Genomic DNA, 20,992 nt, shown 5'->3' on the forward strand with positions numbered 1-20,992 from the left:
GCCAGCGTTCGTCCTGAGCCAGGATCAAACTCTCCAAAGAATTTGATATAGCTCTTTAAAAATGACGAAGCTTGCGCTTCATTCAAAAAATGTAAAACATTTTTGCCTCATCGTTCAGTTTTCAAAGACCAAGTGTCTGTCGTGTTAGCGACTTTTTAATAATAGCGATTTGACTTTTGAAAGTCAACCGTTTTTTATTATTTTTTTCATCCGCTTTCTGTTGTTCAGATTTGAACAGCAGCGACGTTTATTAATATATCAGCGCCCCGCATTTTCGTCAACTGTTTTTCTAAAAAAACTTTATTTTCTTCGGGAATCTTTTTTCCAACGTTGAAAACCGACTTTCCTCACATAAAAACAACGTAGAGTCCTCCCACCTAGGGCGACGCTACGTTGTTGAAGAGTGTAACTATCGAGTGCTTCCGTTCCTATTGATGTTAGGACGATTTAGAAGACACCCGCTTCTTAGATTTAGCTTTAGCCTGATTCTTCGTCGATGGTTTGGCATCCTCTGCTTGAGCAGGCGCTTGGAATCGATGTAGCATCAATACTTGATACGCGTTAGCAAATACGAGCGTCGCTAACGCTGGCCACAAGAGCGCAATCTCATCCGTCGCCTGGAGGGCTGGAATCCATTCGATCAATGTTATAACGATCATCAAGAAGAGCGTCGGGATGAACGCACTCGCGTTCGTCTGTTTCGCCTTACTCGTTGCGATAATCCATGAAACGATCACTAACACGACCATCTCCCCGATATACCGCCACATATGATCGTTACCAAAAGCGAGCATACGAAGGTAAACCGCATCAAATAGTGCGAAGGCGATTAACAGCACTTGTACACGATTCCATAGTTTTGGACCACGGAACAAATCCAAACCGACCCGGTGGACAATCAAGTAGGCAAAGAAGCCCATCATGCTAATCCCGGTCCATGTGCTCGAGTAACTGAGTGCCGTCACAATCGCTTCCCACGATTGACTCACTAAATAGCCAGGATTGGCCAGCAAGTTCATGACGAACCCAAACAACGTCCCGAAGACGAGCGTCGTCCAAAATAACCTTAAAAATCCTTGTACCTTCATCTCTAAACCATTACCCTTCTATCTGTTGAATGACCGCTTGCGCTAGTCCGTCGTATGTCTTCTCAAACGGATGCCCATCTCGGTAAACCGATGGTGCAAAGTCTTCTTCATTCTCATACGGCTGACCGAGCGGAATTTGCGCGAGCAATTTGCTCTTCAACGCTTCAGACAATTTTTCGCCGCCGCCATAGCCGAAGACGTACTCTTTCTCCCCTGTCACTTTACTTTCAAAATACGCCATGTTTTCGATGATACCAAGCACTTTGTGGTTTGTCTTGATGGCCATTGCCCCAGCACGCGCAGCGACAAAAGCAGCTGTTGCGTGTGGCGTCGTGACGATCAACTCTTGACATGCCGGGAGCATCGAATGAATATCGAGGGCGACATCACCCGTCCCTGGCGGCAAATCGAGGAGCAAGTAGTCTAGGTCGCCCCACTCAACATCGTTGAAGAAGTTATTAAGCATCTTCCCGAGCATTGGTCCACGCCAGATGACTGGAGCGTTATCTTCTACAAAGAAGCCCATCGAAATCACTTTCACGCCGAAACGCTCGACAGGAATGATTTTCTCGCCACGGACGACCGGCCGCTCTTCAATCCCGAGCATGTCAGGTACACTGAAGCCGTAAATATCCGCATCAATCAATCCGACCTTCTTCCCTGCCCGCGCTAGCGCGACTGCCAAGTTGACCGAGACTGTCGATTTCCCGACGCCACCTTTGCCCGAAGCAATCGCAATAAATGTCGTGCCAGCATTTTCACGGAGAATAGCTGGCTTCGTCGCTTCTTTCAAACTTTCGTCATTGAGCGCCTCGAAGCGAAGACCGACCGTCTTGAATCCTTTTCCTTTGAGCAACGTGACAATCTCTTGTTGAAGTTGGAGTTGCTCGCCGCTCCCGGTTTGACCGAGTGCCACTTTTACACTGACATAATCTTCTTTAATGCGAATATCCTTCACGCCAGCTGTATCTCCAAGCGTACGGTTGATTGTTGGATCGATCAACCCCGCCAATTCTTCACGAACTTGTTCTACTGTAAGCATGTGGTTTCCCCCTAATTTCTGTCTCGCTAACAGTATATCAAAAAAAGCGTTTTCTTGAGGGAATGGAAATCAACAATTTCATGAGTAACAAAAAAACTCTCTACCCCGATGGGCAGAGAGTTTGAACCAAATTGTTCGAAGATTAACGCTTCGAGAATTGTGGTGCGCGACGTGCAGCTTTAAGACCGTATTTTTTACGTTCTTTCATGCGAGCGTCACGAGTCAAGAAGCCTTTTTCTTTGAGGCTTGGACGGAATTCTGGGTCCGCTTGAAGAAGCGCACGTGATACGCCGTGGCGAATTGCTCCAGCTTGTCCAGTGAATCCACCACCGTTAACGTTAACGATTACATCGTATTTACCTTCTGTTTCAGTCAATACGAGTGGTGATTTTGCCATCATGATCAAAGTCTCATGTCCGAAGTATTCTGAAATATCACGGCCATTTACAACAACTTTGCCGTCACCTGCAACGAGGTGAACGCGAGCCACCGAGTGTTTGCGGCGGCCTGTTCCGTAGTAACGTACATCTGCCATCGTTTAGTTCCTCCCTGTGTCCCGATTAACCGCGAAGTTCGTAAACTTCTGGTTTTTGTGCTGCGTGGTTGTGCTCAGCTCCAGCGTAAACGTGGAGTTTAGTGAATGATTGACGACCAAGTGATCCTTTTGGAAGCATCCCTTTGATTGCGAGTTCAAGCATACGCTCTGGGCGTTTTGCGAGAAGCTCTTTTGCAGTTTGTGATTTCAAACCGCCTGGATGACCTGAATGACGGTAGTAAATCTTGTCGTTCATTTTGTTACCAGTCAAGTGGATTTTCTCAGCGTTGATGATGATGACGTGGTCTCCGCAATCAACGTTTGGTGTGAAAGTCGGCTTGTGCTTACCGCGAAGAAGTGATGCTACTTCACTAGTCAAACGACCAAGTGTTTTGCCTTCTGCGTCGATAAGGAGCCATTTGCGTTCTACTTCAGATGCTTTTGCCATGAATGTCGTGCGCATGTGGAATACCTCCTAAAATGTCTGTTTGCTTAATTTTTTTAGTGCTTGTTTGATGCTTTATCATAATCCTAGTTTACGGGGCTAAGATTGTGGTTCATCTCTCAATGTGAAAATGAAATGCCAATGAATATAATACGATTTTATAGAGGGAATGTCAATCTACTTTTTCATAATTCACATTCCACAAGTATAGACCGTGCGGTGGGGCTGTAATCCCAGCGCTACGCCGGTCTTTTGAGGCGAGCATCCGGCTCACGTCTGCCGGCTCATATTTCCCACGCCCGACCTCTAACAACGTCCCTACCATAATACGGACTTGGTTATAAAGAAAGCCCGAGCCGACGAAACGAATATACATCTCATCGCCCGCTTCGACGAGCTCCGCTTCATAGATTGTGCGGACACGATCCTCTACCTCAGCCTTCGTCACTGAAAAGGAGGTGAAGTCGTGAGTCCCGACGAGCATGCGTAGCGCCTGTCGGATCCGCTCATGGTCGAGCGTGTACGTGACCGTTACAGCATGGTGGCGCCGGAACGGGTCCGCGTCGCTTCGGAAGAAATAGCGATACTCTTTCCGTTTTGCCCCGTAACGCGCGTGAAACGACGTATCGACCTCTTCGGCGGATCGGACAAGAATATCATCGGGCAACATCGCATTCAGCGCTTTGACGAACCGGTCGGCTGGCATAGCGAGGTGCGTATCGAAGTGTAGCACTTGCCCCCGAGCATGCACACGGGCGTCCGTACGACCCGAGGCCACTACTTTGACGGTCTGACTATGCATCCGCGCCAGCACACCCTCTACTTCGGCTTGAACCGTATTTCCGTTCGGTTGGACCTGATAACCGGCATAGTTCGTTCCATCATACGCAATCGTCAATTTAATTCGCTTCATCCTATCCCTCGCAATCCAATCAAGATGAGTGTGATGACCACGAAGATGATGAGTAACACCGTGTCACGACGGTGCCACGTCATCTCACGCAAGCGCGTCCGTCCTTCACCCCCACGGTACCCGCGGGCCTCCATTGCCGTAGCGAGGTCCTCAGCACGTTTAAACGCCGACACAAACAATGGGATCATGAGCGGGACGACTGCCTTCAAGCGATCCTTGAGCGGACCGCTCTTCAAATCGACGCCTCGCGCCTGCTGAGCCTTCATGATGCGATCGGTCTCGTCGGCCAAGGTCGGAAGGAACCGGAGCGAAATCGACAGCATGAGGGCGATCTCATGGGCAGGCACTCGGAATCGTTCGAGGGGGCGGAGCCCTGCTTCAATCGAATCGGTCAGTTCCATCGGTGTGGTCGTCAGCGTGACGAGTGTCGTCAACATGACGAGATAGAAGAAACGGAGCGAGACGATCAAGCCCATCCGGACGCCTTCCGAATAAATCGCGAACGGACCGAATGCAATCAACTCCGTCCCATCCCGGTTAAAGAACAGTTGCAACAACAGTGTAAAAATGATGAGGAATAAAATCATCTTCAATCCATTCCATAAATACCGCCATGACAATTGAGACAGTCTCACGGCGAACAAGGTAAAGCCGAGCAAGAACACGTTCGTCCATAAGTTATCAGCCAAAAAGACGATTGGAATGAAGCCGAGGATGAACAACGTCTTGGCTCGCGCATCAAGTGTATGGAGCCATGAATGTCCGGGAATGTACTGTCCGATGATCATGTCGCTCTCCCCTTTCTCAATTCGAGCGCGATCCAGTCCGCCAATTCGCCTTCGGTCCGTAAGTCCGGTGTCGTGACACCGAACGCAGGGGCAAGCTCACTCGCGAAGCGAAGCACATGCGGGATTTCAAGCTGGAGCCCTTTGACAAGCGCCTCATCTTTGAACAAGTCAAATGGATTCCCATCAAAGGCGACCTCGCCCCGTTCCATGACGACGACTCGTTCTGCGTACGCTAACACGTCGTCCATATCGTGCGAAACGAGAATGAGCGTCAAATCGAGTTCTTGTTTTAGCCGTTTGAATAACGCCAGCATCTCACGACGGCCGAGCGGGTCGAGTCCGGCCGTCGGCTCATCTACGACGAGAACATCAGGCCGACTAGCGAGCACGCCGGCGATGGCGACGCGACGCATCTGTCCGCCCGAGAGATCGAACGGGGAACGGCCCCATAACGTTTCATCCAGGCCGACGAGGCGCAACGCAGCATGAGCCCGCTCTTTCGCTTCGTCTTCAGACGCCCCGAAGTTTCGTGGACCAAACATGACGTCGCGTTCGACCGTCTCTTCAAATAGTTGATGCTCCGGATATTGAAAGACGAGCCCAACGCGGCGCCGAAGCGGTAGCAGGCTTTGCTTTTTGTCGCGACGCTTCGTAATCGCACGGACTTCGATGTCATCGACGACGACACGCCCTTTTGTCGGTCGCAGCAGTCCGTTCATATGTTGAACGAGCGTTGACTTGCCTGACCCAGTATGGCCAAGAAACGCAACAAGCGCCCCCGACGGAATCATTACATTCACATCGCGCAGCGCGGTTCGTTCAAACGGAGTATTCAATTGATATTGGTAAGTCACTTCTTCAATGCTAATCGGCATAGATGGTTCACCAACTCCGAATGTTGTAGCATCAGACGATCGAGTGGTATGCCCCGTTCCTTCAGTTCGAGTTGCATCCGGACAATAAACGGTACGTCGAGCTGGATAGCTCGTAACGCCTCCGGATTTTGAAACACGTCTTCGGGTGTGCCGGTCATCGCAATCTTGCCTTTTGACAATGCAATGATACGGTCGGCAAACAACACTTCGTCGAGCTCGTGGGTAATGGCGACAACGGTCATCCCTTCTGAGACGAGCTGTTGTACCGTTTCAATCACCTCTTTGCGCCCAATCGGGTCGAGCATTGAGGTAGCTTCATCGAGCACGAGGACATGCGGGCGCATTGCGAGTGCCGAAGCAATCGCAACGCGCTGCTTTTGTCCACCGGATAACTGATGCGGTTCACGGTCCGCTAGTTCCGATAATCCAACGCGCGCTAGACTGTCATCAATTCGACGAACCATTTCTTGACGTGGAAGTCCCATGTTTTCGAGAGAAAATGCCACATCATCGCGCACGGTCGCCCCGACAAACTGGTTGTCAGGATTTTGGAAGACGACACCGATCCGTTTCCGAACGTCCCACACGTCTGTGGCGTCCGTTGGATCGAGTGTCTCAACCCGGACTTCTCCTTCTTGAGGAAGCAAAAGCCCATTCCACAACTTCGTCAAAGTCGACTTGCCAGAACCGTTATGGCCAACGATAGCGAGCCATTCCCCTTTGTATACGTCGAGTGACAGCCCATTTAAGGCTGGCTCGGTTTGTCCCGGGTAACGAAACACGATATCGCGTACCATAATTTGAGATTCCATCTGCCGACTCCTTTCCGATGTGGAAACAGGGCAATACGTCACCGCATGCCCTGTTGACTGCCTAATGAATTAGACGAGTTCGATGATTACGACTTCTGCACCGTCACCGCGGCGTGGGCCGACTTTCATGATGCGTGTGTATCCACCTTGACGTTCAGCGTAGCGTGGTGCCACGTCTTCGAACAATTTTTGGATTGCGTCTTTTTCTCCAGCGTTCTCTTTACGAACGAATGAAGCTACTTGACGACGGGCATGAAGATCGCCACGTTTCCCAAGAGTGATCAATTTTTCAACGACTGGGCGAAGTTCCTTCGCTTTTTGTTCAGTTGTTTGAATGCGCTCGTTGATAATAAGGTCAGTTGCAAGATCACGTAAAAGTGCCTTACGTTGTGAGCTTGTACGGCCGAGTTTCGAATAAGCCATTACATTTCCCTCCTTCGGTTGAACTTAGTCTTCTTTACGCAAGCCCAAACCGAGCTCGTCCAACTTGAGTTGAACTTCTTCGAGTGATTTACGTCCGAGGTTACGAACTTTCATCATCTCTTCCTCTGATTTGTTTGCGAGTTCTTGAACAGTGTTGATACCTGCGCGCTTCAAGCAGTTGTACGAACGAACTGAGAGATCGAGTTCTTCGATCGTCATTTCGAGTACTTTTTCTTTTTGGTCTTCTTCTTTCTCGACCATAATTTCTGCATTGAGAGCCTCGTCAGTCAAGCCAACAAAGATGTTCAAGTGTTCTGTCAAAATTTTCGCCCCGAGCGATACCGCTTCTTCCGGACGGATTGAACCATCTGTCCACACGTCTAATAGAAGCTTATCGAAGCTAGCATCTTGACCGACACGTGTTTTATCTACTTCGTAGTTCACGCGTTGAATCGGTGTGTAGATCGAATCGATTGGAATAACGCCAATCGGCATATCATCACGTTTGTTATCTTCTGCCTGGACGTAACCACGACCACGGCGAGCAGTCAAACGCATGCGAAGCGTCGCGTTATCAGCGAGAGTCGCGATGTGGAGCTCAGGATTCAAGATTTCAACGTCGCTATCATGGGTAATGTCTGCCGCAGTGACAGCACCGGCACTTGAAACGTTAATCTCAAGCGTTTTCTCTTCGTCCGAGTACACTTTGAGAGCCAACTTCTTGAGGTTTAATACGATTTGCGTGACGTCTTCGACGACTCCGTCAATCGTAGAGAACTCATGAAGAACGCCATCGATTTGAACCGCTGTTACCGCTGCACCAGGGAGCGATGACAAAAGAATTCGACGTAGTGAGTTGCCGAGAGTAGTGCCATATCCACGTTCAAGCGGTTCCACCACGAATTTACCAAACGTAGCATCCTCGCTGATTTCGACCGTTTCGATCTTTGGTTTTTCAATCTCGATCATCTGAACCCCTCCTTGAGTGTATCCTGCCATGCAGCGCGAGCTGCATTGTATATGCTGTTTGTGCTAGGTAAGCCCTTCACACGCACAAGCGATTATACGCGGCGACGTTTCGGAGGGCGGCAACCGTTGTGCGGAACTGGTGTTACGTCACGGATTGCAGTTACTTCAAGACCAGTAGCTTGGAGGGCACGGATAGCCGCTTCACGTCCAGCACCAGGACCTTTAACGTTAACTTCTACTGTACGCATACCGTTGTCCATTGCAACTTTCGCTGCAGTTTCAGCAGCCAATTGTGCTGCGAACGGAGTCGATTTACGTGATCCTTTAAATCCAAGGTTACCAGAAGTAGCCCATGAGATCGCGTTACCTTGCGTGTCAGTGATTGTAATGATTGTGTTGTTGAATGTAGAGCGGATGTGTACCACACCGGCTTCAACATGTTTTTTGACTTTACGTTTTGAACGTACATTTTGCTTACGTTTCGCCATTGTTCAATTCCCTCCTTTACTTCTTCTTGTTCGCTACTGTACGGCGTGGGCCTTTACGAGTACGCGAGTTGTTCTTCGTGTTTTGTCCGCGAACAGGGAGACTACGACGGTGACGAACACCGCGATATGCGCCGATCTCGATCAAACGTTTAATGTTGAGTGAAACTTCACGGCGAAGGTCACCTTCAACTTTAATTCCGTCAATTGCTTCACGGATACGGTTGATTTCGTCTTCTGTAAGATCACGTGTGCGTGAATCTTCAGATACGTTTGCAGCCTTCAAAATTTCTTGTGCTCTTGTTTTACCAATACCAAAGATGTATGTGAGCGAAATAACGATACGTTTTTCGCGTGGAATATCTACACCAGCAATACGTGCCATGTGTGCACCTCCTCTTAGATTAACCTTGTTTTTGTTTGTGTTTCGGGTTTTCGCAAATTACCATTACTTTACCCTTACGACGAATAACTTTACATTTTTCGCAGATCGGTTTTACCGACGGTCTTACTTTCATGATTATACCCTCCTCCTGGAAAAATCGGAGTTACTTGTAACGGTACGTAATCCGCCCGCGAGTCAAGTCGTACGGAGACAACTCGACAGTTACGCGGTCACCTGGAAGGATTCGAATGTAGTGCATCCGAATTTTCCCTGAGACGTGCGCGAGCACCGTGTGGCCGTTTTCTAACTCCACTTTAAACATTGCGTTTGGAAGTGGTTCGACAACAGTGCCTTCCACTTCAATGACATCTTGTTTCGCCATCATTTATTCCCCTTTCTATATGAAGATATTTAGGAGCACAGACGATCTATCGCATTGTACTGTGAGAGAAGGATCCGTAACGGATCAGCACGAAGCAATAGAGCCTCATTCACCGGAATCGAGTTTCGTTAAAATCTCGTATCCATCGTCTGTGATGGCGATGGTGTGCTCAAAGTGGGCGCACATGCTACCGTCCACTGTCACAACTGTCCAGTTGTCAGCCAGTGTCCGAACATAGCGTTGACCAGCGTTGACCATTGGTTCAATGGCTAACGTCATTCCAGTCTTCAGGCGCGGCCCTTTCCCCGGTGGACCATAGTGCGGAATTTGCGGTTCTTCATGCAAATTTTGTCCGACACCATGACCGACGTATTCGCGGACGACAGAGAAATCATGAGATTCCACATACGCTTGAATCGCATGCGAAATGTCTGTCAAACGCTGTCCAGCCTTAGCGTGCTCCAATCCTTTATACAGACTTTCTTCAGTCACGTCAAGTAACTGCTGTGTCTCTTCCGAGATTGTTCCCACTGGATACGTCCAAGCGGAATCTCCATGGTATCCGTTATAGTAGGCACCGATGTCGATCGAGATGATATCCCCATCGTTCAATACCCGTTTTCCGGGAATCCCATGAACAAGCTCTTCGTTCACTGAAGCACAAACGCTACCGGTAAACCCGTTATAGCCTTTGAACGACGGTGTCGCACCTTGGCTGCGAATGTATTCTTCCGCGATCCGGTCGAGCTCAAGCGTCGTAATACCTGGTTTGATGTGCTCTTTGAGCACCTGGTGTGTTCGAGCAACAATTTGCCCAGCCTCACGCATAATCGCTATTTCACGAGGCGTCTTCGTGATGATCATTCAGTACCACCGAGTAACGCTTTGACATCGGCGTATACGACATCGATTGGACGATCTCCATCCAATGTACGAAGATACCCTTTTTCAGCGTAAAAGTCAATGAGTGGTTTCGATTGCTCGATGTTGACGTCAAGGCGACGGCGGACCGTTTCCTCTTTATCGTCTTCACGTTGCATGAGAGCCGACCCATCCACATCACAGATGCCTTCCACTTTAGGTGGGTTGAAGATCACGTGATATGTCGCACCACACGTCGGGCAGATCCAACGACCTGTCAAACGCGGGACGAGAATTTCCGCATCCACATCGATATTCACGACATGGTCAATCTGTTTTCCCAAATCTTTAAGCAAACTTTCGAGTGCCTCTGCTTGAGCAACAGTACGCGGGAATCCATCGAGCAGGAAGCCGTTTTTCGTATCATCTTGACTCAAGCGTTCGCGTACGATTCCGATTGTTACCTCATCCGGTACGAGTTCGCCTTTATCCATGAACGATTTTGCTTCTTTGCCGAGTGGCGTTCCGCCTTTGATTGCCGCACGAAACATGTCGCCTGTCGAAATGTGTGGGATTTGGTACTCTTCAACGATTTTAGCCGCTTGAGTCCCTTTCCCTGCACCCGGTAAGCCCATGAGTACTAGATTCATCTCAGTTAGCCTCCAGTTTTGATTTTCACAACACGTCGTAAACACGACAGGAAGGAAGGGTGTACCCTTCCTTCCGCTTTAACGGATAAAGCCTTTGTAGTGTCGTTTTACGAGTTGACTCTCGATTTGTTTCATCGTTTCGAGGGCTACCCCGATGACGATCAACAAGCTCGTTCCTCCGATTTGCACCGAAGTTGGGAGACCGGCAAGCTTAATGAAGATTGTCGGCATGATCGCTACGAGCGATAAGAAAATCGCTCCGAAGAATGTCAAACGATAGAGCAACTTCGTGATGTACTGTTCTGTTTGCGCCCCAGGACGAATCCCAGGAATATAGCCACCTTGCTTCTGCAGGTTTTCTGCCATCTGTTCAGGATTGACCTGAATGAATGTATAGAAGTAAGCGAACGCGATGATGAGCGCTACGTAGATCGACATTCCGATTGGAGACGTCGTATCGAAGTAAGTCTGCAACTTCTGCGTCGTTTCCGGAGAAGCAATGAAGCTTGCAACAGTTGGTGGTGTCACCATGAAGGAAATCGCGAAGATAACCGGGATGACACCGGCAGCGTTTAGTTTGATTGGCAAGTGCGTCGACTGACCGCCCACAGGGGTACGGTTCACCGTGCGTTTTGCGTATTGAATCGGAATTTTGCGAGCAGCCTGTTGAACATAAATGATCCCCATGGTCACCGCAAGGATAACGAGCAATAGCACAACCAAGTAAACGATGTTAATGAATAACGCATCTCCAGCATTTTGGAGCTTCGTTTCATAAATCTGCGTGAAGATTCTTGGGAACCCAGCGACGATACCGGCGAAGATAATGATGGAAATACCATTCCCAACACCTTTCTCCGTCGTCATCTCACCGAGGAACATCAAGAACGCCGTACCGGCAGTCAGTACGATCGCGATCACGAAATAGGTTGCCGTGCCCCACGTCTCATTGACGAGACCTGGATAGAGGCGGTTAAATCCAAACGACAATGATGTCGCTTGAATAAACCCTAACATGATCGTCCCATAGCGCGTGACCGTCGCTAGCTTTTTACGGCCAGACTCGCCTTGTTTTGCCCATTCGGCAAACTTCGGAACGACGTCCATTTGTAAGAGCTGCACAACGATCGATGCCGTGATGTACGGCATGATCCCCATTGCGAACAGGGAGAAGTTCTGTAAAGCATTTCCTCCAAACAAGTTCAAGAAGTCTAAAAGACCACCTGAGTCAAAACGCAACACATCCGTATTCACCATCGGCACCGGGATATGGGCCCCGATGCGGAAAATGATGATGATTGCGAGTGTGAAGAGAATACGCTGTCGAATATCTTTCACGCGCCACATATTGGAGATCGTCTGAAACATCAGATCACCTCAACTGAACCGCCAGCTGCTTCGATCGCTTCTTTCGCTGCACCCGAGAATTTGTTGGCTTTTACAGTCAATTTTGTTTCAAGCTTGCCGTTAGCAAGTACTTTGATTCCGTCTTTAGCAGAGCTGACAACACCAGTCTCAATTAAGAGTTCTGGAGTAACTTCAGTACCTGCCTCGAAACGGTTAAGCGTGTCTAGGGAAACAACTGCATACTCTTTACGAGTAGGGTTGTTGAAACCGCGTTTTGGAAGACGACGGTAAAGTGGGTTTTGCCCACCTTCAAATCCTGGACGAACGCCACCGCCCGAACGAGCTTTTTGACCTTTATGTCCACGGCCAGAAGTTTTACCGTTACCAGTCGCCATACCGCGACCGACACGGTTGCGTTCGTGACGCGAACCTGGAGTTGGCTTCAATTCATGGAGTTTCATAGTGGCACCTCCTTATTTAGTAAGATCTTTATTATTCGTTGATTTCGTTTACAGTCACAAGGTGCGACACCTTTTTGATCATACCGCGCATCGCTACGTTGTCAGGGACAACGACAGTCTGATGCATTTTACGAAGACCGAGTGTACGTACTGTTACACGCTGATCCTCAGGACGACCAATGATGCTGCGTGTGAGGGTGATTGCGAGTTTCGCCATGTCTAATTCCCTCCCTTATTTAAGAAGTTCTTCTACGCTTTTACCGCGTAGTTTAGCAACTTCCTCTGCTTTTTTAAGCTCTGTCAAGCCTTGTACCGTCGCACGGACGATGTTGATTGGTGTGTTAGATCCAAGCGATTTCGAAAGGATGTCACCTACACCTGCGAGTTCGAGCACTGCACGAACTGGACCACCAGCGATAACCCCAGTACCTTCAGAAGCTGGTTTCATGAATACACGACCTGCTCCGAATACTCCTGTGATTTCGTGTGGAATTGTTGTACCGACCATCGGTACTTGAACCATGTTTTTCTTAGCGGCTTCAATAGCCTTGCGGATCGCTTCTGGCACCTCTTGTGCCTTACCTGTACCGAAACCGACGTGACCATTTTTGTCACCTACGACGACGAGAGCGGCGAAACGGAAGCGACGGCCACCTTTCACGACTTTCGCGACGCGGTTTACGGTAACAACGCGTTCTTCAAGTTGTTCCATGTTAACGTCTAACTGGCGCATCGAGTGTCCCCTCCTTTTTGTTAGAATTTAAGACCTGCTTCACGAGCTGCTTCAGCAACAGCTTTGACGCGGCCATGATAGAGGTATCCACCACGGTCGAACACAACAGTGTCGATACCTTTCTCGAGTGCACGTTCAGCTGCAAGTTTACCAACAGCTTTCGCTGCTTCAACGTTGCCGCCGTTTGTAAGATCGAGAGCTTTATCTTTCGAAGATGCTGACACAAGCGTTGTTTGTGCTGCATCATCGATGAGTTGAACGTAGATGTGCTTGCTCGAGCGGAATACGTTCAAACGTGGACGAGCTGCTGTCCCCGCGATCGTACGACGTACACGAGCATGACGTTTCTTACGAACTGCATTTTTGTCTGCTTTTGTGATCATTTATGCCACTCCTTTCCGTTCATTTCGTGACGAATTACTTACCAGTCTTACCTTCTTTACGGCGAATACGTTCATCAGAGTAACGAACACCTTTACCTTTGTAAGGTTCTGGAGCACGGTACGAGCGGATTTGAGCTGCAACGTGACCGACGCGCTCTTTGTTAATCCCTTTAACGACGATTTGCGTGTTTGAAGGAACTTCGATCTCGATACCTTCTTCAGCAACGTACTCGATTGGGTGCGAGTAACCGAGGCTGAGGACGAGTTTGTTACCTTGCTTAGCTGCACGGTAACCAACCCCTGAGATCTCAAGTGTTTTCTGGAATCCGTTAGACACACCTTCCACCATGTTGGCGATAAGGGCACGTGTCGTCCCGTGGATCGTACGGTTCTCTTTCGAGTCATCCGGACGAACGACGTTCAATTCGTTCTCTTCAACTTTGATTTCCAAGGCTGGGTTAGCTGAAAGCGAAAGTTCACCTTTAGCACCTTTTACTGTGACCGTGTTGTCTTCTGCAACCGTGACAGTAACGCCAGCTGGAATCGTAACTGGTTTTTTACCAATACGTGACATTGATTACACCTCCGTTCTTGTTAGAAAAGTGACTTACCAGATGTAGGCGAGCACTTCGCCGCCGACTTGTTGTTGGCGAGCTTCTTTATCAGTCATAAGACCTTTTGATGTCGAAAGAACTGCGATACCGAGTCCTCCGAGTACTTTTGGTACTTCATCAGCTTTTGCGTATACACGAAGACCTGGTTTCGAAATGCGTTTGAGACCAGTGATAACACGTTCGTTGCTTGCTCCGTATTTAAGGAACAGACGAAGTGTACCTTGCTTAGCGTCCTCGATATATTCAACATCGCGAATGAAACCTTCACGCTTGAGGATCTCTGCAACCTCACGTTTGATATTAGAAGCTGGAAGCTCTAATTTTTCATGGCGAACCATGTTAGCGTTACGGATACGTGTAAGCATATCTGCAATTGGGTCTGTCATTACCATGCGATGTACCTCCTTTCACACTGTTAGTGGATTACCAGCTTGCTTTTTTAACACCAGGGATTTGACCTTTGTATGCAAGATCACGGAACTTGATACGGCTGATCCCGAATTTACCCATGTAACCATGTGGACGACCTGTGATACGGCAACGGTTATGAAGACGTACAGGTGAAGAGTTACGTGGCAATTTGCTGAGTCCGATGTAGTCGCCTTCAGCTTTCAATTGTGCACGTTTCTCAGCGTACTGGGCAACGAGTTTCTCGCGTTTGTGTTCGCGATTCACCATTGACTTTTTAGCCATGTTGTCGACCTCCCTTTAGATTATTTTTGGAATGGCATTCCGAGAAGTGTGAGCAATTCACGAGCTTCTTCGTCTGTGTTCGCTGTTGTAACAACAACGATGTCCATACCGCGTACTTTCGTTACTTTATCGTAATCGATCTCAGGGAAAATAAGTTGCTCTTTCACACCAAGCGTGTAGTTACCGCGTCCGTCGAATGCTTTCTTCGATACACCGCGGAAGTCACGTACACGTGGAAGTGAAACAGTTACCAATTTGTCGAGGAAATCGTACATACGCTCGCCACGAAGAGTAACCTTCGCACCGATTGGCATGCCTTCACGAAGTTTGAAACCAGCGATTGATTTCTTAGCCTTCGTTACGAGTGGTTTTTGACCAGAAAGAATTGATAATTCTTCCACTGCCATGTCAAGAGCCTTCGAGTTCGAAACAGCGTCACCTACACCCATGTTGATGACGATCTTGTCGACCTGTGGGACTTGCATGACTGAGTCATAGTTGAATTTATCCATCATCGCTTTCACGATGTCGCTTTTATACTTCTCTTGCAAACGGTTCATAGTCGAATGGACCTCCTTTCGTCACGTTCTTCTTATTTATCGAGTACTTCGCCCGATTTCGCGACACGAACTTTTTTACCATCGACTACTTTGAAACCAACGCGAGTCGGTTTGCCCGTTTTAGGGTCGAGTGGCATGACGTTCGAGACGTGAATTGGTGCTTCGATTTCAAGGATACCGCCTTGTGGATTCGCTTGTGATGGTTTCGAGTGTTTTTTAATCACGTTGATACCTTCTACGACTACGCGGTTCTTGCTTGGCATAGCTTTGAGGATAACCCCTTGCTTGCCTTTATCTTTACCAGACATTACCTGGACTGTATCGCCTTTTTTAACATGCATCGTTTTGCGCACCTCCTTATAGGATTGAAATTGGAAATTAAAGTACTTCCGGTGCCAACGAAACGATCTTCATGAATTCTTTTTCACGAAGTTCACGTGCAACTGGCCCGAAGATCCGAGTGCCGCGTGGGCTCTTGTCATCTTTGATGATGACTGCTGCGTTCTCATCGAAACGGATGTACGAACCATCTTTACGACGAGCGCCGCGTTTTGTACGAACGACAACTGCTCTGACAACGTCACCTTTTTTAACAACGCCACCTGGTGTTGCTTGTTTTACCGTCGCGACGATGATGTCACCGATGTTGGCAGTCTTACGACCTGAACCACCGAGGACTTTAATTGTCAACAGTTCACGCGCGCCAGAGTTGTCTGCTACTTTCAAGCGAGATTCTTGTTGAATCATGCGAGTGTACCTCCCTCCGGATGTTTATAGATCCGAACTGTTATTAGATGATTACTGATTCTTCTACTACTGTTACGAGACGGAAACGTTTGTCTTTAGAAAGCGGACGTGTTTCCGCGATGCGGACGACATCGCCGATTTTAGCGACATTGTTCTCATCGTGCGCTTTAAATTTCTTCGTGTAGTTTACACGTTTGCCATAAAGCTTATGACGTACTTTTGTTTCAACTGCAACGACGATCGTTTTGTCCATTTTGTCAGACACGACGCGTCCAGTGAGTACTTTACGCTTATTGCGTTCCATGAGTGTTACCTCCTCTTAAAGAATCCGATTAGATTAGCCGTTGTTGATGCCGAGTTCGCGTTCACGAAGAATCGTTTTAGCACGCGCAATCGACTTGCGTACTTCACGGATACGAGCAGGATTCTCAAGCTGACCTGTAGCTAATTGGAAACGAAGGTTAAAGAGTTCTTCTTTCCATTCGCCTACTTTACCGTTGAGCTCTTCAGTTGTTGATTGACGGAGATCAGTTGCTTTCATTCGTATCACCACCATTTTCTTCACGTTTCACGAACTTACATTTCACTGGAAGTTTGTGCGCTGCAAGACGAAGTGCCTCACGTGCAACTTCCTCAGATACACCCGCGATTTCGAACATTACTTTGCCAGGCTTAACTACAGCTACCCAGCCTTCTGGAGCACCTTTACCCGAACCCATTCGGACTTCGAGAGGCTTTTTCGTGTATGGCTTGTGTGGGAAGATCTTGATCCACACTTTACCACCACGTTTCATATAACGTGTCATTGCGATACGTGCTGATTCGATTTGACGGTTTGTGATCCAGCTCGCTTCGAGCGATTGGAGACCGAATTCACCGAAATGTACTGTTGTGCCGCGTTTTGCATTTCCGCGCATTTTACCACGGTGTACACGACGATATTTCACGCGTTTAGGTAACAACATAGTGTGTTGCCTCCTTCCTGAAAGAGTGTTTATTATTCAGCGTTTTTAGCTGTGTTGTTTTTTGTTGGAAGAACTTCACCATGGTACAACCAGACTTTAACTCCGATTTTACCATAAGTTGTGTCAGCTTCAGCTGTTCCGTAATCGATATCGGCACGGAGTGTGTGAAGTGGAACTGTTCCTTCTGAGTACTTCTCTGAACGAGCGATGTCAGCGCCACCAAGACGACCAGAAACTTCTGTTTTGATCCCTTTGATGCCAGTGCGCATCGAACGTTGGATTGATTGTTTCATTGCACGACGGAATGACACACGGCCTTCCAATTGACGAGCGATGTTTTCAGCAACAAGTTTAGCGACAGCGTCCGCGTTTTTCACTTCAACAACGTTGATGTGAACACGTTTGCCTTCAGCAAGCTTGATGATGTTTTTGCGGAGTGACTCGATTTCCGAACCACCCTTACCGATAACCATACCTGGTTTCGCAGTGTGAAGCGAAATGTTCACGCGATTTGCAGCGCGTTCGATTTCTACTTTAGAAATACTAGCATCCTTCATTTTGTTTTCGATGTATTCACGAATAACGAAGTCTTCATGAAGGAGATCTGCGTAGTCTTTCTCAGCGTACCAACGCGAATCCCAGTCTTTGATAATACCAACGCGAAGACCGTGCGGATTTACCTTTTGACCCACTACATATCCCTCCTTATTTCTCAGTTACCACGATGTGGATGTGGCTTGTGCGTTTGTTAATACGGCTTGCGCGACCCATCGCACGTGGGCGGAAGCGTTTGAGTGTTGGACCTTCGTTGACGTAGATTTCCGACACCACAAGGTTCTCAATATTCATATCGTAGTTGTGCTCTGCGTTTGCAATCGCTGACTTCAATACTTTTTCAACGATTGGCGACGCTGCCTTGTTCGTGTGAGCAAGGACAGAGAGCGCTTCGCCGACTTGTTTCCCGCGAATTAAGTCTACAACGAGACGTGCTTTGCGAGGAGCAAGACGGACCATATTAGCTGATGCTTTAGCTTGCATGGATTTGACCTCCCCTCAAATTACCGTTTCGTTTTCTTGTCTGATCCGTGACCTTTGTACGTGCGTGTTGGAGCGAATTCACCAAGTTTGTGACCGACCATGTCTTCTGTCACGAATACTGGTACGTGTTTACGACCATCGTGTACACCGAACGTGTGACCCATGAATTCTGGGAAGATTGTCGAGCGACGTGACCAAGTTTTGATGACTTGCTTCTCACCAGATTCGTTGAGTTTGTCAACTTTAGCGAGCAAATGGTGATCTGCGAATGGACCTTTTTTCAAGCTGCGACCCATGATAGAACCTCCCTTTGGAATGATTCGGGAACGGCTCTTTCGAACCGCCCGAGAATCATGTAGTAATTATTTCTTGCGACGACGAAGAATGTACATGTCGCTCGATTTGTTTTTCTTACGAGTTTTAAGACCAAGAGCTGGTTTACCCCAAGGAGTAAGTGGGCCCGAACGACCGATAGGCGCACGACCTTCACCACCACCGTGTGGGTGATCAACCGGGTTCATTACAGAACCACGTACTGTTGGGCGTTTGCCTAACCAACGTGAACGTCCTGCTTTACCGATGTTTACGAGTTCGTGTTCTTCGTTACCAACTGAACCGACTGTCGCGCGGCAAGTGCCGAGGAACAAGCGTGATTCACCTGATTGAAGACGAACGATGACGTACTTGCCGTCACGTCCTTGGATTTGTGCCGATGCACCAGCCGCACGAACAAGCTGACCGCCCTTACCAGGCTTAAGCTCGATGTTGTGGATAGTAGTACCGACAGGGATGTTCACGAGTGGAAGAGCGTTCCCCACTTTGATATCCGCCTCAGGACCAGACATGATTTCCATGCCTACTTTGATGCCCTTAGGAGCGAGGATGTAACGTTTCTCACCATCTGCATAGTTGATGAGGGCGATGTTCGCTGAACGGTTTGGATCGTATTCGATCGTAGCAACGCGTCCGACGATGCCATCTTTGTTACGTTTGAAATCGATGATACGGTATTTGCGTTTGTGCCCGCCACCTTGGTGACGAACAGTCAAACGACCTTGGTTGTTACGACCGCCTTTTTTCGAAAGCTTTTCAGTTAACGATTTTTCAGGACGGTTCGTTGTGATCTCTGCAAAGTCGAGAGATGTCATGTTACGGCGACCGTTAGTGGTCGGCTTAAACTTTTTAATTGCCATCGAGGATTCCCTCCTTTTCTTTTAAGGTAGTAAATTAACCGAGGAAGTCGATTGTGTTGCCTTCAGCAAGGGTTACGATCGCTTTTTTACGACGAGCTGTGTAACCAGAGTGACGACCGACACGTTTCGCTTTCGGTTTCATGTTCATTGTGTTTACCGAAGCAACTTTCACATTGAAGATTGTTTCGATAGCGTACTTCACTTGCGATTTAGTCGCTTTAACGTCGATCTCGAAAACGTATTTGTTAGCTTCCATGAGGCTAACAGAACGCTCAGTGATGATAGGACGTTTGATGATATCGTATGCTTGAGCCATTATGCAAGCACCTCCTCTACCTTCGCAACCGCATCTTTAGTGAAGATGACTTTGTCGTTAGCAACGAGGTCAAGAACGTTAACGCCTGCTGCCTCGATCACAGTCACTCCTGGGATGTTACGAGCTGCGAGAGCGATAGTCTCATTGTAGTCCGCTGTGACTACAAGAGCCTTACGTTCTACTGACAAGCTGTTCAATACAGCAGCCATGTCTTTTGTTTTTGGTGCATCGAAAGCAAGGCCTTCGAGGACGATCATTTCGTTGTTTTTCACTTTCGACGAAAGTGCCGAGAGAAGTGCTAAACGACGAACTTTTTTAGGAAGCTTGTAAGAGTATGAACGTGGTGTTGGACCGAAGACTGTACCACCACCAACCCATTGTGGTGAGCGGATAGAACCTTGGCGCGCACGACCAGTTCCCTTTTGTTTCCATGGTTTACGGCCGCCACCGCGTACTTCCGAGCGACCTTTCGTATCGTGAGTACCTTGACGGCGTGATGCTTGTTGCATGACGATCGCGTCGTAAAGTACTGAGTCGTTAGGCTCGATACCAAAAATGGCTTCTGCCAATTCGATCTCGCCAACTTGTGAACCTGTTTGGTTAAGCAAAGCTACTTTAGGCATTCGTAATTCCTCCTTTCCGTGCAGTTAATTAGTTACCTTTTACCGCTGTTTTGATGATGACGTTCGACTTGCGAGCGCCTGGGATTGCGCCTTTAACGAGTACAAGGCCGCGTTCCGCGTCAACTTTGACAACTTCAAGGTTTTGAATCGTTTTACGCTCGCCACCCATTTGACCAGGAAGAAGCTTCCCTTTAAATACGCGGTTAGGAGCTACAGGACCCATCGAACCAGGACGACGGTGGTAGCGCGAACCGTGAGCCATTGGTCCACGTGATTGTCCGTGACGCTTGATCGCACCTTGGAATCCTTTACCTTTCGATGTACCTGTTACGTCTACTAATTCACCTGCAGCGAAAATGTCCGCCTTGATCTCTTGACCGATTTCGTATCCTTCTACTGAAGTACGAATCTCTTTCATGAAGCGCTTAGGTGTCGCGTTTGCTTTCGCAGCGTGACCTTTTGCCGGTTTGTTTTGACGTGATTCTTTGATGTCGCCGAAACCGAGTTGAACTGCTTCGTAACCGTCTGTTTCAACTGTTTTAAGTTGAAGCACAACGTTCCCTTCGACAGCAACTACTGTTACCGGTACGACTTCGCCTGCTTCGTTGAAGATTTGAGTCATACCAAGTTTTGTTCCTAAGATTCCTTTAGCCATGAGATACACCT

37 protein-coding genes are annotated in these 20,992 nt (G+C 48.3%); all 37 read right to left on the reverse strand.

The genetic code is table 11. From position 1 onward, the window contains the following. Positions 1-437 precede the first annotated feature (437 nt). A complete protein-coding gene (locus KNP06_RS13675; RefSeq protein ID WP_138858568.1) occupies positions 438-1,088 on the reverse strand; it encodes a KinB-signaling pathway activation protein in 651 nt (216 codons plus the stop codon). Between the two features lie 10 nt (positions 1,089-1,098). After that, the gene (locus KNP06_RS13680; protein ID WP_021066632.1) at positions 1,099-2,130 is read right to left on the reverse strand and encodes an Mrp/NBP35 family ATP-binding protein; all 1,032 of its coding nucleotides are present in this window, start codon (positions 2,128-2,130) and stop codon (positions 1,099-1,101) included. A 142-nt stretch (positions 2,131-2,272) separates the two neighbouring features. Then, the gene (rpsI, locus tag KNP06_RS13685) at positions 2,273-2,665 is read right to left on the reverse strand and encodes a 30S ribosomal protein S9 (RefSeq protein WP_021066631.1); all 393 of its coding nucleotides are present in this window, start codon (positions 2,663-2,665) and stop codon (positions 2,273-2,275) included. Positions 2,666-2,690: 25 nt separating this feature from the next. After that, entirely contained in the window at positions 2,691-3,128 is a 438-nt protein-coding gene (gene rplM / locus KNP06_RS13690; protein WP_034781675.1) for a 50S ribosomal protein L13, read from the reverse strand. Between the two features lie 154 nt (positions 3,129-3,282). Next, positions 3,283-4,023: a tRNA pseudouridine(38-40) synthase TruA gene (gene truA / locus KNP06_RS13695; RefSeq protein ID WP_034781678.1), complete on the reverse strand. Its 741-nt coding sequence runs from the start codon at positions 4,021-4,023 to the stop codon at positions 3,283-3,285. Continuing rightward, positions 4,020-4,811 carry an energy-coupling factor transporter transmembrane component T family protein gene (locus KNP06_RS13700; RefSeq protein WP_034781681.1) on the reverse strand — a complete coding sequence of 264 codons (792 nt, stop codon included), beginning with the start codon at positions 4,809-4,811 and terminating at the stop codon, positions 4,020-4,022. Before KNP06_RS13700 ends, truA begins: the two co-directional genes overlap by 4 nt. Next, entirely contained in the window at positions 4,808-5,686 is an 879-nt protein-coding gene (locus tag KNP06_RS13705) for an energy-coupling factor transporter ATPase (RefSeq protein ID WP_214712651.1), read from the reverse strand. The genes KNP06_RS13700 and KNP06_RS13705 overlap by 4 nt, the downstream gene beginning before the upstream one ends. Continuing rightward, positions 5,662-6,498 (reverse strand): energy-coupling factor transporter ATPase, encoded by an 837-nt coding sequence (locus KNP06_RS13710; protein ID WP_021066626.1) that lies wholly within the window; start codon positions 6,496-6,498, stop codon positions 5,662-5,664. The genes KNP06_RS13705 and KNP06_RS13710 overlap by 25 nt, the downstream gene beginning before the upstream one ends. A gap of 69 nt (positions 6,499-6,567) precedes the next feature. After that, a complete protein-coding gene (rplQ, locus tag KNP06_RS13715; RefSeq protein WP_012727650.1) occupies positions 6,568-6,921 on the reverse strand; it encodes a 50S ribosomal protein L17 in 354 nt (117 codons plus the stop codon). Positions 6,922-6,945: 24 nt separating this feature from the next. Then, the gene (locus KNP06_RS13720) at positions 6,946-7,890 is read right to left on the reverse strand and encodes a DNA-directed RNA polymerase subunit alpha (protein ID WP_021066625.1); all 945 of its coding nucleotides are present in this window, start codon (positions 7,888-7,890) and stop codon (positions 6,946-6,948) included. Between the two features lie 92 nt (positions 7,891-7,982). Next, positions 7,983-8,378 carry a 30S ribosomal protein S11 gene (gene rpsK / locus KNP06_RS13725; RefSeq protein WP_114166700.1) on the reverse strand — a complete coding sequence of 132 codons (396 nt, stop codon included), beginning with the start codon at positions 8,376-8,378 and terminating at the stop codon, positions 7,983-7,985. A gap of 16 nt (positions 8,379-8,394) precedes the next feature. Continuing rightward, entirely contained in the window at positions 8,395-8,760 is a 366-nt protein-coding gene (gene rpsM / locus KNP06_RS13730; RefSeq protein ID WP_024372197.1) for a 30S ribosomal protein S13, read from the reverse strand. A gap of 19 nt (positions 8,761-8,779) precedes the next feature. Continuing rightward, on the reverse strand, positions 8,780-8,893 hold the full coding sequence (gene rpmJ / locus KNP06_RS13735; RefSeq protein ID WP_003156543.1) for a 50S ribosomal protein L36: 114 nt from the start codon (positions 8,891-8,893) through the stop codon (positions 8,780-8,782). Between the two features lie 30 nt (positions 8,894-8,923). After that, positions 8,924-9,142 (reverse strand): translation initiation factor IF-1, encoded by a 219-nt coding sequence (gene infA, locus KNP06_RS13740; RefSeq protein ID WP_021066622.1) that lies wholly within the window; start codon positions 9,140-9,142, stop codon positions 8,924-8,926. A gap of 105 nt (positions 9,143-9,247) precedes the next feature. Continuing rightward, complete coding sequence (map, locus tag KNP06_RS13745; protein ID WP_034781687.1) at positions 9,248-10,006, reverse strand: type I methionyl aminopeptidase; 759 nt, start codon at positions 10,004-10,006, stop codon at positions 9,248-9,250. Then, the gene (locus KNP06_RS13750; RefSeq protein ID WP_029594431.1) at positions 10,003-10,653 is read right to left on the reverse strand and encodes an adenylate kinase; all 651 of its coding nucleotides are present in this window, start codon (positions 10,651-10,653) and stop codon (positions 10,003-10,005) included. Before KNP06_RS13750 ends, map begins: the two co-directional genes overlap by 4 nt. A 78-nt stretch (positions 10,654-10,731) precedes the next feature. Further along, positions 10,732-12,021 (reverse strand): preprotein translocase subunit SecY, encoded by a 1,290-nt coding sequence (gene secY, locus KNP06_RS13755; protein WP_214789414.1) that lies wholly within the window; start codon positions 12,019-12,021, stop codon positions 10,732-10,734. Continuing rightward, a complete protein-coding gene (gene rplO / locus KNP06_RS13760) occupies positions 12,021-12,461 on the reverse strand; it encodes a 50S ribosomal protein L15 (RefSeq protein WP_021066618.1) in 441 nt (146 codons plus the stop codon). Before rplO ends, secY begins: the two co-directional genes overlap by 1 nt. 31 nt (positions 12,462-12,492) lie before the next feature. Beyond that, the gene (rpmD, locus tag KNP06_RS13765; protein ID WP_214709841.1) at positions 12,493-12,678 is read right to left on the reverse strand and encodes a 50S ribosomal protein L30; all 186 of its coding nucleotides are present in this window, start codon (positions 12,676-12,678) and stop codon (positions 12,493-12,495) included. A 15-nt stretch (positions 12,679-12,693) separates the two neighbouring features. Then, on the reverse strand, positions 12,694-13,194 hold the full coding sequence (gene rpsE, locus KNP06_RS13770; protein WP_034817136.1) for a 30S ribosomal protein S5: 501 nt from the start codon (positions 13,192-13,194) through the stop codon (positions 12,694-12,696). Positions 13,195-13,214: 20 nt separating this feature from the next. Continuing rightward, the gene (rplR, locus tag KNP06_RS13775) at positions 13,215-13,577 is read right to left on the reverse strand and encodes a 50S ribosomal protein L18 (RefSeq protein WP_138858564.1); all 363 of its coding nucleotides are present in this window, start codon (positions 13,575-13,577) and stop codon (positions 13,215-13,217) included. 34 nt (positions 13,578-13,611) lie between these two features. Then, positions 13,612-14,151 carry a 50S ribosomal protein L6 gene (gene rplF, locus KNP06_RS13780; protein ID WP_034781691.1) on the reverse strand — a complete coding sequence of 180 codons (540 nt, stop codon included), beginning with the start codon at positions 14,149-14,151 and terminating at the stop codon, positions 13,612-13,614. A 33-nt stretch (positions 14,152-14,184) separates the two neighbouring features. Beyond that, positions 14,185-14,583, reverse strand: coding sequence for a 30S ribosomal protein S8 (gene rpsH / locus KNP06_RS13785; RefSeq protein ID WP_021066614.1), 399 nt, complete (start codon positions 14,581-14,583; stop codon positions 14,185-14,187). A 31-nt stretch (positions 14,584-14,614) separates the two neighbouring features. Beyond that, entirely contained in the window at positions 14,615-14,884 is a 270-nt protein-coding gene (gene rpsN, locus KNP06_RS13790) for a 30S ribosomal protein S14 (RefSeq protein ID WP_034781694.1), read from the reverse strand. Positions 14,885-14,904: 20 nt separating this feature from the next. Further along, positions 14,905-15,444 (reverse strand): 50S ribosomal protein L5, encoded by a 540-nt coding sequence (gene rplE / locus KNP06_RS13795; RefSeq protein ID WP_016508927.1) that lies wholly within the window; start codon positions 15,442-15,444, stop codon positions 14,905-14,907. 32 nt (positions 15,445-15,476) lie between these two features. Then, positions 15,477-15,785 (reverse strand): 50S ribosomal protein L24, encoded by a 309-nt coding sequence (gene rplX / locus KNP06_RS13800; RefSeq protein ID WP_021066612.1) that lies wholly within the window; start codon positions 15,783-15,785, stop codon positions 15,477-15,479. Between the two features lie 37 nt (positions 15,786-15,822). After that, the gene (gene rplN, locus KNP06_RS13805) at positions 15,823-16,191 is read right to left on the reverse strand and encodes a 50S ribosomal protein L14 (RefSeq protein WP_012727667.1); all 369 of its coding nucleotides are present in this window, start codon (positions 16,189-16,191) and stop codon (positions 15,823-15,825) included. Positions 16,192-16,234: 43 nt separating this feature from the next. Beyond that, positions 16,235-16,495 carry a 30S ribosomal protein S17 gene (gene rpsQ / locus KNP06_RS13810; RefSeq protein WP_021066611.1) on the reverse strand — a complete coding sequence of 87 codons (261 nt, stop codon included), beginning with the start codon at positions 16,493-16,495 and terminating at the stop codon, positions 16,235-16,237. 33 nt (positions 16,496-16,528) lie between these two features. Further along, positions 16,529-16,732, reverse strand: coding sequence for a 50S ribosomal protein L29 (gene rpmC / locus KNP06_RS13815; RefSeq protein WP_012727669.1), 204 nt, complete (start codon positions 16,730-16,732; stop codon positions 16,529-16,531). Next, positions 16,719-17,156, reverse strand: coding sequence for a 50S ribosomal protein L16 (gene rplP, locus KNP06_RS13820; protein ID WP_016508922.1), 438 nt, complete (start codon positions 17,154-17,156; stop codon positions 16,719-16,721). The genes rpmC and rplP overlap by 14 nt, the downstream gene beginning before the upstream one ends. Before the next feature lie 32 nt (positions 17,157-17,188). Beyond that, positions 17,189-17,848 carry a 30S ribosomal protein S3 gene (gene rpsC / locus KNP06_RS13825; RefSeq protein WP_128124031.1) on the reverse strand — a complete coding sequence of 220 codons (660 nt, stop codon included), beginning with the start codon at positions 17,846-17,848 and terminating at the stop codon, positions 17,189-17,191. A gap of 13 nt (positions 17,849-17,861) precedes the next feature. Beyond that, complete coding sequence (rplV, locus tag KNP06_RS13830) at positions 17,862-18,194, reverse strand: 50S ribosomal protein L22 (protein WP_034781699.1); 333 nt, start codon at positions 18,192-18,194, stop codon at positions 17,862-17,864. Positions 18,195-18,214: 20 nt separating this feature from the next. Continuing rightward, a complete protein-coding gene (rpsS, locus tag KNP06_RS13835; protein WP_012727673.1) occupies positions 18,215-18,490 on the reverse strand; it encodes a 30S ribosomal protein S19 in 276 nt (91 codons plus the stop codon). Between the two features lie 66 nt (positions 18,491-18,556). After that, the gene (rplB, locus tag KNP06_RS13840; protein ID WP_034781701.1) at positions 18,557-19,387 is read right to left on the reverse strand and encodes a 50S ribosomal protein L2; all 831 of its coding nucleotides are present in this window, start codon (positions 19,385-19,387) and stop codon (positions 18,557-18,559) included. Positions 19,388-19,421: 34 nt separating this feature from the next. Next, entirely contained in the window at positions 19,422-19,703 is a 282-nt protein-coding gene (gene rplW / locus KNP06_RS13845; RefSeq protein WP_034781704.1) for a 50S ribosomal protein L23, read from the reverse strand. Then, a complete protein-coding gene (rplD, locus tag KNP06_RS13850) occupies positions 19,703-20,326 on the reverse strand; it encodes a 50S ribosomal protein L4 (RefSeq protein WP_034781706.1) in 624 nt (207 codons plus the stop codon). The genes rplW and rplD overlap by 1 nt, the downstream gene beginning before the upstream one ends. A 28-nt stretch (positions 20,327-20,354) precedes the next feature. Continuing rightward, entirely contained in the window at positions 20,355-20,981 is a 627-nt protein-coding gene (gene rplC, locus KNP06_RS13855) for a 50S ribosomal protein L3 (RefSeq protein ID WP_034781707.1), read from the reverse strand. Positions 20,982-20,992 lie beyond the last annotated feature (11 nt).

Source organism: Exiguobacterium sp. s21 (assembly GCF_018617975.1).
In the GTDB taxonomy this organism is placed as follows: Bacteria; Bacillota; Bacilli; order Exiguobacteriales; family Exiguobacteriaceae; genus Exiguobacterium; species Exiguobacterium mexicanum_A.

Coding starts and splice junctions, on each gene's coding strand:
- rpsQ (WP_021066611.1), bottom strand. CDS start 16,495: ATGGAACGCAATAAGCGTAAAGTACTCACTGGACGCGTCGTGTCTGAC.
- rplD (WP_034781706.1), bottom strand. CDS start 20,326: ATGCCTAAAGTAGCTTTGCTTAACCAAACAGGTTCACAAGTTGGCGAG.
- rpsS (WP_012727673.1), bottom strand. CDS start 18,490: ATGGGTCGCAGCTTGAAAAAAGGTCCATTCGCAGATCACCATTTGCTC.
- KNP06_RS13720 (WP_021066625.1), bottom strand. CDS start 7,890: ATGATCGAGATTGAAAAACCAAAGATCGAAACGGTCGAAATCAGCGAG.
- rplV (WP_034781699.1), bottom strand. CDS start 18,194: ATGCAAGCTAAAGCATCAGCTAATATGGTCCGTCTTGCTCCTCGCAAA.
- rplF (WP_034781691.1), bottom strand. CDS start 14,151: ATGTCACGTATTGGTAAAAAACCAGTTACGATTCCAGCTGGCGTTACT.
- secY (WP_214789414.1), bottom strand. CDS start 12,021: ATGTTTCAGACGATCTCCAATATGTGGCGCGTGAAAGATATTCGACAG.
- rpmC (WP_012727669.1), bottom strand. CDS start 16,732: ATGAAAGCAACTGATCTCCGTCAATCAACAACTGAAGAGCTCAACGGT.
- rplN (WP_012727667.1), bottom strand. CDS start 16,191: ATGATTCAACAAGAATCTCGCTTGAAAGTAGCAGACAACTCTGGCGCG.
- KNP06_RS13700 (WP_034781681.1), bottom strand. CDS start 4,811: ATGATCATCGGACAGTACATTCCCGGACATTCATGGCTCCATACACTT.
- rplM (WP_034781675.1), bottom strand. CDS start 3,128: ATGCGCACGACATTCATGGCAAAAGCATCTGAAGTAGAACGCAAATGG.
- rpsI (WP_021066631.1), bottom strand. CDS start 2,665: ATGGCAGATGTACGTTACTACGGAACAGGCCGCCGCAAACACTCGGTG.
- rpsE (WP_034817136.1), bottom strand. CDS start 13,194: ATGCGCCAGTTAGACGTTAACATGGAACAACTTGAAGAACGCGTTGTT.
- rplX (WP_021066612.1), bottom strand. CDS start 15,785: ATGCATGTTAAAAAAGGCGATACAGTCCAGGTAATGTCTGGTAAAGAT.
- rpsK (WP_114166700.1), bottom strand. CDS start 8,378: ATGGCGAAACGTAAGCAAAATGTACGTTCAAAACGTAAAGTCAAAAAA.
- KNP06_RS13705 (WP_214712651.1), bottom strand. CDS start 5,686: ATGCCGATTAGCATTGAAGAAGTGACTTACCAATATCAATTGAATACT.
- rplQ (WP_012727650.1), bottom strand. CDS start 6,921: ATGGCTTATTCGAAACTCGGCCGTACAAGCTCACAACGTAAGGCACTT.
- truA (WP_034781678.1), bottom strand. CDS start 4,023: ATGAAGCGAATTAAATTGACGATTGCGTATGATGGAACGAACTATGCC.
- KNP06_RS13750 (WP_029594431.1), bottom strand. CDS start 10,653: ATGAATCTAGTACTCATGGGCTTACCGGGTGCAGGGAAAGGGACTCAA.
- rpsN (WP_034781694.1), bottom strand. CDS start 14,884: ATGGCTAAAAAGTCAATGGTGAATCGCGAACACAAACGCGAGAAACTC.
- KNP06_RS13675 (WP_138858568.1), bottom strand. CDS start 1,088: ATGAAGGTACAAGGATTTTTAAGGTTATTTTGGACGACGCTCGTCTTC.
- rpmJ (WP_003156543.1), bottom strand. CDS start 8,893: ATGAAAGTAAGACCGTCGGTAAAACCGATCTGCGAAAAATGTAAAGTT.
- map (WP_034781687.1), bottom strand. CDS start 10,006: ATGATCATCACGAAGACGCCTCGTGAAATAGCGATTATGCGTGAGGCT.
- rplW (WP_034781704.1), bottom strand. CDS start 19,703: ATGGCTCAAGCATACGATATCATCAAACGTCCTATCATCACTGAGCGT.
- infA (WP_021066622.1), bottom strand. CDS start 9,142: ATGGCGAAACAAGATGTCATTGAAGTGGAAGGCACTGTTGTCGAACCA.
- KNP06_RS13680 (WP_021066632.1), bottom strand. CDS start 2,130: ATGCTTACAGTAGAACAAGTTCGTGAAGAATTGGCGGGGTTGATCGAT.
- KNP06_RS13710 (WP_021066626.1), bottom strand. CDS start 6,498: ATGGAATCTCAAATTATGGTACGCGATATCGTGTTTCGTTACCCGGGA.
- rplC (WP_034781707.1), bottom strand. CDS start 20,981: ATGGCTAAAGGAATCTTAGGAACAAAACTTGGTATGACTCAAATCTTC.
- rplB (WP_034781701.1), bottom strand. CDS start 19,387: ATGGCAATTAAAAAGTTTAAGCCGACCACTAACGGTCGCCGTAACATG.
- rpmD (WP_214709841.1), bottom strand. CDS start 12,678: ATGGCGAAACTCGCAATCACCCTCACACGCAGCATCATTGGTCGTCCT.
- rplO (WP_021066618.1), bottom strand. CDS start 12,461: ATGAAACTCCATGAATTGAAGCCAACTCCAGGTTCGCGTCACGAACGC.
- rpsM (WP_024372197.1), bottom strand. CDS start 8,760: ATGGCACGTATTGCTGGTGTAGATATTCCACGCGAAAAACGTATCGTT.
- rplP (WP_016508922.1), bottom strand. CDS start 17,156: ATGTTGTTACCTAAACGCGTGAAATATCGTCGTGTACACCGTGGTAAA.
- rplR (WP_138858564.1), bottom strand. CDS start 13,577: ATGATCACAAAAGCAGACAAAAATGCAGTTCGTAAGAAACGTCATGCT.
- rpsH (WP_021066614.1), bottom strand. CDS start 14,583: ATGGTAATGACAGACCCAATTGCAGATATGCTTACACGTATCCGTAAC.
- rplE (WP_016508927.1), bottom strand. CDS start 15,444: ATGAACCGTTTGCAAGAGAAGTATAAAAGCGACATCGTGAAAGCGATG.